This is a genomic window from Parasphingomonas frigoris, assembly GCF_036663815.1.
Classification (GTDB): Bacteria; Pseudomonadota; Alphaproteobacteria; order Sphingomonadales; family Sphingomonadaceae; genus Sphingomonas.
Map to the genome: position 1 here is coordinate 242,526 of NZ_JAXOJQ010000005.1, position 11,231 is coordinate 253,756.

At 68.1% G+C, this 11,231-nt stretch carries 9 protein-coding genes; 7 read left to right on the plus strand and 2 right to left on the minus strand.

Annotation, left to right across the window (positions count from 1 at the left end):
• Nucleotides 1–14 precede the first annotated feature (14 nt).
• The gene (locus tag U1872_RS17045; protein WP_332794109.1) at nucleotides 15–842 is read right to left on the minus strand and encodes a sulfite exporter TauE/SafE family protein; all 828 of its coding nucleotides are present in this window, start codon (nucleotides 840–842) and stop codon (nucleotides 15–17) included.
• 381 nt (nucleotides 843–1,223) lie between these two features.
• Between U1872_RS17045 and hisS the strand changes: the two genes are divergently transcribed.
• The 7 genes from hisS (at nucleotide 1,224) to U1872_RS17080 (ending at nucleotide 9,478) form a co-directional block, all read left to right on the plus strand.
• On the plus strand, nucleotides 1,224–2,474 hold the full coding sequence (gene hisS / locus U1872_RS17050) for a histidine--tRNA ligase (protein WP_332794110.1): 1,251 nt from the start codon (nucleotides 1,224–1,226) through the stop codon (nucleotides 2,472–2,474).
• Nucleotides 2,471–3,544, plus strand: coding sequence for a peptide chain release factor 1 (gene prfA / locus U1872_RS17055; protein ID WP_332794111.1), 1,074 nt, complete (start codon nucleotides 2,471–2,473; stop codon nucleotides 3,542–3,544). Before hisS ends, prfA begins: the two co-directional genes overlap by 4 nt.
• A gap of 129 nt (nucleotides 3,545–3,673) precedes the next feature.
• Nucleotides 3,674–4,492 (plus strand): peptide chain release factor N(5)-glutamine methyltransferase, encoded by an 819-nt coding sequence (gene prmC / locus U1872_RS17060; RefSeq protein WP_332794112.1) that lies wholly within the window; start codon nucleotides 3,674–3,676, stop codon nucleotides 4,490–4,492.
• Nucleotides 4,493–4,758: 266 nt separating this feature from the next.
• Entirely contained in the window at nucleotides 4,759–5,865 is a 1,107-nt protein-coding gene (locus U1872_RS17065; protein WP_332794113.1) for a DUF4167 domain-containing protein, read from the plus strand.
• A 149-nt stretch (nucleotides 5,866–6,014) separates the two neighbouring features.
• The gene (locus U1872_RS17070) at nucleotides 6,015–7,442 is read left to right on the plus strand and encodes a DUF4139 domain-containing protein (protein ID WP_332794114.1); all 1,428 of its coding nucleotides are present in this window, start codon (nucleotides 6,015–6,017) and stop codon (nucleotides 7,440–7,442) included.
• The gene (locus U1872_RS17075; RefSeq protein ID WP_332794115.1) at nucleotides 7,376–8,962 is read left to right on the plus strand and encodes a DUF4139 domain-containing protein; all 1,587 of its coding nucleotides are present in this window, start codon (nucleotides 7,376–7,378) and stop codon (nucleotides 8,960–8,962) included. The genes U1872_RS17070 and U1872_RS17075 overlap by 67 nt, the downstream gene beginning before the upstream one ends.
• Before the next feature lie 87 nt (nucleotides 8,963–9,049).
• Nucleotides 9,050–9,478 (plus strand): CBS domain-containing protein, encoded by a 429-nt coding sequence (locus U1872_RS17080; protein WP_332794116.1) that lies wholly within the window; start codon nucleotides 9,050–9,052, stop codon nucleotides 9,476–9,478.
• A gap of 4 nt (nucleotides 9,479–9,482) precedes the next feature.
• On the opposite strand, the gene U1872_RS17085 is transcribed toward U1872_RS17080, so the two are convergent.
• On the minus strand, nucleotides 9,483–10,967 hold the full coding sequence (locus U1872_RS17085; RefSeq protein WP_332794117.1) for a lipopolysaccharide biosynthesis protein: 1,485 nt from the start codon (nucleotides 10,965–10,967) through the stop codon (nucleotides 9,483–9,485).
• Nucleotides 10,968–11,231 lie beyond the last annotated feature (264 nt).

Here is an 11,231-nt window from a genome sequence, read left to right on the forward strand (position 1 = left end):
ACATAACGTTTTCGTCACATGTGCAGCGCGCGATTGGCCATCACGGCGGCGATGAACAGCAGATAGCCGCCGAACACGCGCTTCAGCGGCTCGGGCGGCAGCGCATGCGCGGCGGCGACGCCGAGCGGCGCGGTGAGGATCGACATCGAGGTGATGACGACGGCGCCGAGCACATTGACATAACCGAGCGAGCCGACCGGCAGGCCCGGCTTGCCGAGCCCGATCAGGATCCAGCCGATCGTGCCGGGCACCGCGATGATGAAGCCGAAGCCGCTCGCGGTGGCGATCGCCTTGTGGATCGAGCGGCCGCACAGCGTCATCACGATCACCGCGACCGTCCCGCCGCCGATCCCGAGCAGCGACGAGAACAGCCCGAGCCCGCCGGCGATCGCCGCGCGCGGCAGGCCGCGCGGCATCGTGTCGCTGACCTGCCGCCGGGCGAGCCGGGGCACGAGGAAGTTGATCGACATGAGCACGATCCCGCCGGCGAAGATGAAGGTCAGCGTCTGCCCGGTCATCCGCTGCGCCAGCAGCACGCCGATGCCGACGCCGAGAATGATCCACGGCGCCCAGTCGCGCAGGATCTGGAAGTCGACCGCGCCGCGCCGATGGTGGCTGAGCGTCGAGCGGAGCGCGGTGATGACGATCGTCGCGAACGACGTGCCGATCGCGACATGCGTATATTCCCCCTTCGCGCCCCCGAGCAGCGGCAGCAGCGCGATCATCGCGGGAACCACGACGAAGCCGCCGCCGATGCCGAACAGTCCGGCGGCAAAACCGGCGAACAGCCCGGCGGCGAGCATGGCGAGGATGGCAGGCGCCCAGGCGGCGACGACGCTCATGCGCGGGGGCTCGCGGGCAGGAAAACGGAGATGGTGAGCAGACGCATGACGACCTTTCCGAAACGAGCCGGGTGAGATCCTGCGGATGCTGAAAAGGGAACTGTTGCCGCCCCCGTTGCGCCGATGCTGCGGCGCGGGAGCAGGGCGTGTCAAGCGGCTCGCACCTCCCCTGCCTGGAAGGGAGGGGATCGAGGGGTGGGTCGGCCCGTGGCGGCGTCGGCCCTCTCCCTAGGCCGACCCACCCCCAACCCCTCCCTTCCAGGGAGGGGAGGAAGCGGGCCGACCCTCCCTTCCAGAGAGGGGAGGGAGGACGGCGGGGAAAGGTTTCCTCACACAACCATCTGGCGCTTGGCCCAACGCTCGCATAGAGAACGCACCCTTATGGCCCGCATAGAAACCCCAAAACGCATCCGCGGCACGCAGGACATCTTCGGCGAGGAGCAGCGTCGCTTCGCGCGCGTCGTCGAGACGTTCGAGCGCGTCCGCCGGCTCTATTGTTTCCAGCGCGTCGACATCCCCGTATTCGAAAGCACTGCTGTGTTCGCGCGCTCGCTCGGCGAGACGACCGACGTCGTGTCGAAGGAGATGTACACCTTCGAGGATCGCGGCGGCGATTCGCTGACGCTGCGCCCCGAATTCACCGCCGGGATCGCGCGCGCCTATTTGACCGAGGGCTGGCAGCAATTTGCGCCGCTCAAGATCGCGACGCACGGCCCGGTGTTTCGCTACGAGCGCCCGCAAAAGGGGCGCTTCCGCCAGTTCCACCAGATCGACGCCGAGGTGATCGGCGCGGCCGAGCCCGCCGCCGACGTCGAACTGCTCGTGCTGGCCGACCAGTTGCTCCACGAGCTCGGCATCGCCGATGGCGTGACGCTGCAACTCAACACGCTCGGCGACGCCGAGACGCGCGACGCGTGGCGTGCGGCGCTGGTCGCGCATTTCGAGGCGCATCGCGACGTGCTGAGCGAGGACAGCCTAGCGCGGCTCGACAAGAATCCGCTGCGTATCCTCGATTCGAAGGACCCGCGCGACCGCCCGGTGGCCGACAGCGCGCCCGATATCGACGCCTATCTGACGCCCGAGGCACGTGCCTTTTTCGACGCGGTGACGGCAGGGCTCGATGCGGCGGGCGTGGCGTGGACCCGCAACGCGCGGCTGGTGCGCGGGCTGGATTACTATCGCCATACCGCGTTCGAATTCGTCACCGATCGGTTGGGCGCGCAAGGCACCGTGCTGGCAGGCGGGCGCTACGACGGTCTGATCGGTTCGCTCGGTGGGCCCGAGACGCCGGGCGTCGGCTGGGCGGCTGGCATCGAGCGGCTGGCGATGCTGCTCGAGGAACCGGCGGTCGAGACGCCGGACGTTGTCGTTGTAGCTGAAGCTGACGAGTTTGAACTTGCCGCTTTCAAAATGACGGCGGGATTGCGTCGCGCTGGATATTCGTCGGCGGCAGTGGTGAGCGGTAGTCCCAAAAAGCGCTACGATAAGGCTCTGAAGATGAATCCGGCATGGACCGTGGTCCTCGCGCTTAAAGACGGCGAAGCCTGCCTTGTCGAACGCGGTCATAAAGGGGTTTTCAATTCTGAGACCTTCAGAACTATCCTTGATCCCATTTACAACGCCATAGCATGACCTCGATCTCCCCCGAACGCATCCTGCAGATCGAGGCGCGGCGCGACGAATTGTCGGCGCTGATGGCGTCGGGCGACCTTCCGTCCGATCGCTTCGTCCAGGTCTCGAAGGACTATGCCGAGCTCGAGCCGATCGCGCGTGCGGCGGGCGAGGTGCGGCGGTTGCGTGCCGAGCTCGACGTGCTCGCCACGATGGAGGAGGAGAACGACCCCGAGATCAAGCTGATGGCGCGCGAGGAGATCGCGACGATCCGCGATACGCTGCCCGATGCCGAGCGCGCGCTCGCGCTGTCGCTGCTGCCGCGCGACGCCGCCGACGAGCGCGCCGCGATGCTCGAGATTCGCGCCGGCACCGGTGGCGACGAGGCGGCGCTGTTCGCTGCCGACCTGTTCCGCATGTATCAGCGCTATGCCGAAGCGCAGGGGTGGCGGGTCGAGCTGATCTCCGCCTCGTCGTCCGAAAGCGGCGGCTTCAAGGAAGCGATCGCCTCGGTCGAGGGCAAGGGCGTGTTCGCCAAGCTGAAGTTCGAAAGCGGCGTCCACCGCGTCCAGCGCGTCCCCGCGACCGAGGCGCAGGGGCGCATCCACACCTCGGCAGCGACCGTCGCGGTGCTCCCCGAGGCCGAGGAAGTCGACGTCAAGATCGACGACAAGGATCTGCGGATCGACGTCTACCGCTCGTCGGGGCCGGGCGGGCAGTCGGTCAACACCACCGATTCGGCGGTGCGGATCGTGCATATCCCGACTGGGCTGACCGTCATTCAGCAGGACGAGAAGTCGCAGCACAAGAACCGGGCCAAGGCGATGCGCGTGTTGCGCACGCGGTTGTACGAGGCCGAGCGCGATCGCTTGCATCAGGAGCGGGCGGGGGCGCGGAAGTCGATGGTCGGGTCGGGGGATCGTTCGGAGCGGATCCGGACGTACAATTTTCCGCAGGGGCGCGTGACCGATCATCGGATCAACCTGACGCTGCACCGGCTGCCGGAGATCTTGCAGGGTGAGATGGATGAGCTTGTTGGGGCTTTGATCGCGCAGGACGAGGCTGAACGGCTGGCGGCACTCGATGCGTGACTTTGTCTCCCTCTCCCCTCTGGGGAGAGGGCAAGCGAGGCGAAGCCGAAGCGCGGGAGAGGGGCAGTGAGCGACGGCGGTTCGTGGGACAGCCCCTCTCCCCGACCCTCTCCCCGGAGGGGAGAGGGAGTGCGGGCAGCGCTTGCCTCTGCGACAGCCGTCCTCGCCGACGTCAGCGCCACCCCCCGCCTCGACGCCGAGCTCCTCATGGCGCATGCGCTCGGCATCCCCCGCGAGCAACTCCTCCTCAACCGCCTCGATTCCCCCACCCCGCACAGCTTCGGCCCGCTGCTCGCACGCCGTCTCGCGCACGAGCCGATCGCCTACATCACTGGCACCCGCGCCTTCTGGACGATCGAGCTCGCGGTCGGGCCCGGCGTGCTCGTGCCGCGCGCCGACAGCGAGACGCTGCTCGAGGCTGCGGTGGCGCATTTCGACAAGGTCGCGCCGCAGCGGATCCTCGACCTCGGCACCGGCCCCGGCACGCTGCTGCTCGCCGCGCTCGACCAATGGCGTGCGGCGACCGGCCTCGGCGTCGACGCATCGCCCGACGCGCTGGCCTATGCGACGCGCAACGCGACCGCGCTCGGCATGGCTGATCGCGCGCAGTTCCGCCGCGGCGATTGGGCCGCGGGGATAGCGCCGGCGTTCGACCTGATCCTCGCCAACCCGCCCTATATCGGCACCGCCGAGCCGCTGCCCGCCGAGGTGCGCGACCATGAGCCGGGCATGGCGTTGTTCGCCGGTGCCGACGGGCTCGACGACTATCGCGTGATCGTGCCGCAGCTTGCCGCGTTGCTTGCGCCGGGCGGGGCGGCGATCCTCGAGATCGGCGCGACCCAGGCGGCGGCGGTCACCGCCTTGCTCGCCGCCGAGGGCTTCAGCGTTGCCGTGCACCACGATCTTGGCGGCCATCCACGCACGCTCGTTGCGACAGTGCCGGCGTGATTTGCGACGACAGAGCCACAATATTCTGCTTGGCGATCGCGTCGCGACCCGCTATTGGACTGCGCAGGGGCACGCATTTTCTTCACAACAAGTTGAAAATGGGCTGTTGCCCGCTTCCTTCGTCCTGCAGTCGCCCCGTCCGGCGACGCTGGCAAGTGCGCATCGCCGATGGTCGGCGGCCCGCGCGCGGGGAGCATTTGCATCCATATTTCTGGAGCACGACCAGGTTGGTTTCAGTTTGAGCCTAGGGACAGGACAACAAAACGTTGATCAATAATCGTCAGGCCGGTCGCCGTCGCGGCCGTGGCGGGCAGCAGCAGCGCTCGTCGGGTGGTGGTGGCAATCCGGGTCGTCAGGACACCGGTAACCGCATCGACAATCGCGCTCGCGGCAATGCCGCGCAGTTGCTCGAGAAATACAAGACGCTCGCGCGCGACGCGCAGATGCAGGGCGACCGCGTCAACGTCGAATATTATCTCCAGTTCGCCGATCACTATTTCCGCGTGCTCGCCGAAACGCGTGCGCGCTTCGAGGAAAATGGCGGTGCCGTCTCGACCAAGCGGATCCAGGGCGCGACGCTCGACGAGGACGAGCCCGATTACGAGGACGAGGGCGAGCGCGTGATCGAGCAGCCGCGGTTCGACCAGCAGCGTGGCGATCAACAGCGCGGCGACCAGCAGCGTGGCGATCAGCAGCGTGGCGATCAACAGCGTGGCGATCAACAGCGTGGCGACCAGCCCCGGGGCGATCAGCAGCGCGGCGGCCAGAACGGCTATCGTCAGGACAGCAACCGCCAGGATGGCAATCGCAGCTATGCGCAGAACGGCCAGCACAACGGCACCGCGCCGCATGCAGGCCAGCAGAATGGCGAATCGCGCGCCGACGGCCAGGCCTATGACGATCGTCCGCGCAACCGCGCGAATGGCAATGGCAACGGCAACGAGGGCGGCGGCTACGAGCGCAACGCCGACGCGCCGCGCGAAGACCGCAGCGAGCGCCAGCCGCGCGCCGAACGGCAGGACCGCAGCGCGCGCGCGCCGGCGCCCATCGTCGAACAGGCCGACAGCAGCGACCAGTTGCCGCTCGAAACGTCGATTATGGCTGAAGCGCCGGTGACGGCCGCGGTCGAAGCGCCGGTCGAGCCACCGCGTCGCGGTCGCGGTCGTCCGCGCCGCGAAGTCGCGCCGGTGGTCGAGAGCGCGCTCGACGAGGCCGGTCTCGAGGAAGACCGCTTCGCCGCCGATCGCCTGCCCCCGATGCTCAGGGTCTCGGCGGTCGTCGCCCCCGAGGTCGACGGTGACGGCGAGCTGATCGAAAAGCCGCGCCGCCGCCGCGGTCGTCCGCCCGCAAGCGCGAGCAGCACGGCCGAATAAACGCCTGCACTGCAGGCTGAAGAAGGGCCTCCCCGGCAAGCGTCGGGGAGGCCCTTCGTCGTTTGGTGGATGCCGGCGCGCAACCGAGAAGCGATTGTAACGCCGCTGTTATATCCCTAGCCTACGCCAGCTATAACGGAGGGGCTGACATGCGGATCTGGCTGGCGACGACGATGCTGTGCGCGCCTACGCTGTTGCATGCCCAAGTCCTGCCCGCGCCCGCGTCGGGCGAAGCGCCGGTCGGTCCGCAATCGGCGCAGGGCGATGTCGCCGTCACCATCTACAATAACGACCTCGCGCTGATCCAGGACACGCGCCAGCTCGCCTTGCCGCGCGGCCGCACGCGCCAGGAATTCGCCGATGTCTCCGCCGCGATCCGCCCCGAGACGGTCACGCTGACCACCGCCGGCGCCGGCATCGTCGAGCAGAATTTCGATTACGACCTGCTCTCGCCCGAAAAGCTGATGGACAAGGCGGTCGGCCAGACCGTCACGCTGGTGCGCACCAACCCCGCCACCGGCGTCGAGACGCGCGAGCAGGCGCGCATCCTTGCCAACAATGACGGCACGATCGTCCAGATCGGCGACCGCATCGAGGTGTTGCAGCAGGGCAGCAGCGGTCGCGTGATCTTCCCGACGCTGCCGCCCAACCTGCGCGCCCGCCCGACGTTGTCGGTCACGCTCGACAGCGAGGCCGCCGGCACCCGCCCGGCGACGCTGACCTATCTCTCGCGCGGCCTCGGCTGGAAGGCCGATTATGTCGCCTTGTTCGACGAGAAAGCCGGCAAGCTCGACGTGCAGGGCTGGATCACCCTGAACAACAGCAGCGGCACGACCTTCACCGCCGCCCGGACGCTGCTCGTCGCCGGATCGGTCGGCAGCGAGAATCAGGAGCGCCCGCGTTTCTATGGCCGCCCCGCCACGCCGCGCGGCAACCAGCCCGGCACCGAGACCGCCAATCGCGAGCAACTCGGCGACTTCTACCTCTATCCGATCGCCAACCGCACCACGATCGCCAATGCGCAGACAAAGCAGGTCAGCTTCCTCGACGTCGCCGGAACACCCGCTGCCAAGGTCTATTTCTATCGCAACGCCTGGCTCGCGACGCAGAGCGAGGCGCGCAGCGTCGACACCGTGCTCAAGTTCAGTTCGTCGCGCGAGGGCGGCCTCGGCGATGCGCTCCCCGCCGGCACCGTCCGCGTCTACATGCGCGATGCCCGCGGTGCGCCGCAATTCATCGGCGAGAGCGGCATCCCGCACACGCCGATGGGCTCGCGGCTCGCGCTCAAGACCGGCGAGGCGTTCGACGTGAAGATGCTGCCGGTGGTCGAAAAGCGCGAGAAGATCTCCGAAACGCGCTGGCGCACGACGATGCGCTACACGCTGACCAACGCGCGAGCGAGCGAGGCGACCGTCGAGGTCGCGCAGGACGGGCTCGACAGCTGGTGGCACGACACGCGCGTCATCGCCGAGAGCCAGCCGAGCGAGCGCATCAATGCCGACGAAGCCGTGTGGCAGGTGCGCGTGCCGGCCAATGGCTCGGCCACCGTGACCGCGACCTTCGACACGCGGTTCTGAGCCGCGTGCGCCCCGCGCTGACCCGCGCGCTGGGATGGCCGAGCGTGCTGATCGCCGCAGCGGTGGCGAGTGCGGCCCCGGCGCAGACCGTCTCGCCCGCGCCCGACCGCGTCGCGGTGACGATCTATCGCGCACCCGACCGATCCGCCGACGCGCCGATCGACCGCAATTGGCTACAAGGCTATGCGTTAATCACCGAGCAACGCCGCGTGACGATCCCCGCCGGGCAATCGGTGCTGCGCTTCGAGGGCGTCGCGGCCGGCATCCTGCCCGAAAGCGCGATCGTCACCGGGCTTCCCAATGGCGTGCGCGAGAAGAATCTCGATGCCGACCTGCTGTCGCCGCGCAGCCTCTACGCCAACAGCTTCGGCCGTCCCGTCACGATCCGCCGGACGATCGCGAAGCGGGTGGTGGAGGAGCCGGCGATCATCCGCTCGGGCCCCGACGGCGCCGCGATCCTCCAGACGCGCGACGGCTTCGTCGCGGCGAATTGCGGGCCCGCCGACGAGGCGTTGGTCTATCAGCGCGTGCCGCCGGGCCTGTCGGCGAAGCCGACCTTGTCGGTCGCGCTCGATTCGCCCGCCGCCGCGACCGTCACCGTGACGCTGTCTTATCTCGCCTGGGGCTTCGACTGGCAGGCCAACTATGTCGCGACGTTGCGTCCCGACGGGCAGAGCGCCGATCTGTTCGCCTGGGTGACGCTCGCCAGCAGCGACACGACGAGCTTCGCCGAGGCCGAGACGATGGTCGTCGCGGGTCGGCTCTCGCGCGCGGACCGCGCGCCTTATCCGCACTCCGGTGCGGGGGGAGCGCTGGAGCTCCGCTGCTTCGTCCGTCCGCCACCGTCGGCGCCGCCGCCGCCACCACCGCCTGCGCCCGCGCCGATGGCGGAAGCGATGGACATCGTCGTCACCGCCAGCCGGATGAGGGCGCCGCGCCTCGTCAAACAGGAGGAGCTTGGCGACCTCAAACTCTATCGCGTCCCCGATCGCACCACCGTCGCCGCGCTCGCGCAGAAGCAGGTCGCCTTGCTCGACCGCGAAGCCGTGCCGGTCGATCTCGTCTATGTCGCGCAGGTCTCGGACAGATCGGTCGGACCCCCGATGCTCACCTTGCGCGCGCGCAACCGCAAGGAGCAGGGACTGGGCATCCCGCTCCCCGCCGGTCCGGTCGCGCTGTTTCAGCCGCGCGGCGGGGCGCGGCTGCTGATCGGCGAAGGCGCGATCGCCGACAAGGCGGTCGGCGAGGAGGTCGAGGTCAAGGTCGCCGCGGCGACGCAGGTCAGCGTCGACCTCGAGCGGCCGGACGGCCGCCTCGGTGGGCGCGATCAGGTCGTGACGGTGCGCAACGCCAATCCCTATCCGGTCCGCTTCGAGGCGCAGTTCGATGCCGACGCGGCGTCGCGGCTGTCGGGACTGCGCGAAAAGCTCGTGCGCAAGGACGGCAAGCTTATCTGGGCGCTGACCCTCCCCGCCAACGCCACGCGCAGCCTCGGCTATCGCATCGCCCGCGACGACTGACCCACGCCCGCTTCCCATCGCGCCGCAAACGTGAAATCCTCCCCCGCCTGAGAGACTCGGCTGACGAGCGCAGACAGGAGAGAGCCAATGACGATCGCGGCAATCCTTAGCAGCAAAGGGCGCGAGGTGATCTCGATCACCACCGACCAGAATGTCGGCGACGCGGTCGCCTTGCTCGCCACGCGCCGCGTCGGCGCGGTGCCGGTGATGGAAGACGGCGCCGTCGTCGGCATTTTCTCGGAACGCGACGTGATCCACGCGATCGCCGCGCATGGCGGCGAAGCGATGGGGCGCAGCGTCGGCGACACGATGACCGCGCCGCCGATCACCGTCGCGCCAAGTGAAGCGGTGATCGGCGCGCTGTCGCTGATGACGCGGCGACGGATCCGCCATCTGCCGGTGGTCGAGGATGGCCGGGTGATCGGATTCGTCTCGATCGGCGACCTCGTCAAATATCGCATCGACAAGATCGAGGCCGATGCCGAGGCGATGCGCAGCTACATCCAGTCGGCTTAACCGCTCAGGCCGGGATCGGCTGCTTGCGCACCACCGCGACGAGCTCGCGCACCGCCGCGCGCGAGAAGAGCAGCAGCCACCCGACATAGACGCACGCGCCAGTCGCGACGAGAATCGCCAGCTCGGCCCAGTCGCCCATCGGTGGCAACAGCGCGTCGACCGCGGTCACGCACAGCGCCATCGCCAGCGCGGCGAACAGCGCGGGAGCGATCGCCACGGCGATGCTGCGCACGGTGGTGCCGATCACCGGGAGCGAGCGCCACAGGCTGAAGGCGAGGTAGATCGGATAGGTGACGATCCACGCGGTAGCGAGCCCGGTCGCGCCCCAGTGCACGCCGACCAGGAATCCGCTGCCGAGCACGACCGCCCCGAACGCCCCGTTGCGCACGCCGATCCCGGGCCGCCCGCGGGCATCGCAGGCGGGTTGCAGCAGCACCTGCAAGGTCATGAATGGCATGGCGAGCGCGAGCAGATGGACGACCGGCGCGGTCTCGCTCCATTTGTCGCCGAGCACCGCCTGCACCAGCGGCGCGGCAGTCGCGGCAAGCCCGAAGTAGAAGGGCAGCGCGGCGAGCATGATGATCCGCACCGAGCGGTTGAACGCGGTGGCGACCGCGGTGGGGTCGTGCTGGATCCGCGCATAAGCCGAGAAGGCGACTTCGTTGAGCGGCGGGACGAACTTGGAGACGAACACCTGCGCGAGGAACAGGCTCTCGGTATAGACGCCGAGTTCATGCGGCGAGAAATGCCGCCCAGCGATGAACACGTCGGCCTGGCTCTGCGCGAACCAGAAGAGCTGGCCGACCGCCATTACCCCGCCATAGCGCGCGAGCGTGCCTGCGCCGCGAAAGTCGAAGCTCGGCCATACCAGCGACCTCGCGGCGATCGTCATGCCGATCGCGCGGACGCCGAACAGCACCAGCGGGGCAAAGACCAATGTCCACACGCCGAGCCCGCTGAGCGCTCCACCGAGCGCTGCGCTGGCGCTCGCCATCGACGCGACGATGTTGACGCGCGCCTGCAGCTTGAAGTCGAGCGTCCGCGAGAGCAGCGCATAGGGCAAGGCGATGAAGGGCGTGGTGCAATAGAGCAGGGCCTGGACCTGCAGCATGTGCGCGACGATCGGCTGGCGGTAATAAGCCGCGGCAGCCGGGGCGAGCAGGAAGATCTGTGCGGCGGCGAGCGCCCCGTTGAGCAGCAGCAGCATGCCGAACAGTTGGCGGATGTCGCGCGTGGTGACCTCGGGCTTCTGGATCAGCCCGCTCGCCAGGCCGTAGCCGTTGAGCATGTTGAGGAACACCAGCACCACACCGGTCATCGCGAACAGCCCGTAATCGTGCGGGTTGAGGATGCGGATGACGAGGAAGGTCGCCGCCCATTGCACCATCTGCGCGAGGATCTGGCTGCCCGAGCGCCAGATCACGGCGCTGCGCACTTGGTTCGAGAGCGACTCGGCGGGGCGATTCGGAATTTCGGCGACGACGGTCATGGCCCAGCTCTTAGCGGCAAAGCCTTTAAGGAGCCTAAACCCGAGGATTTGTGCGGGTTTGACGCGGGATTGAAAGAAAAGTGCAAAAAAGGGTTTGACCGAATCAGGGCGTGGACCTAGAGGGGTGTCACCGCAGCGACGGACCGGACGGTTCGCTTCTGCAGTCACCAAATTGTCGGCGCCGAGGGGCTCTTTGAAAGAAGGGCATTTCCTTAGCGTCGGTATTTTGCGCTCTTTGACATTGTCGGTTTAGATGAAGGGACA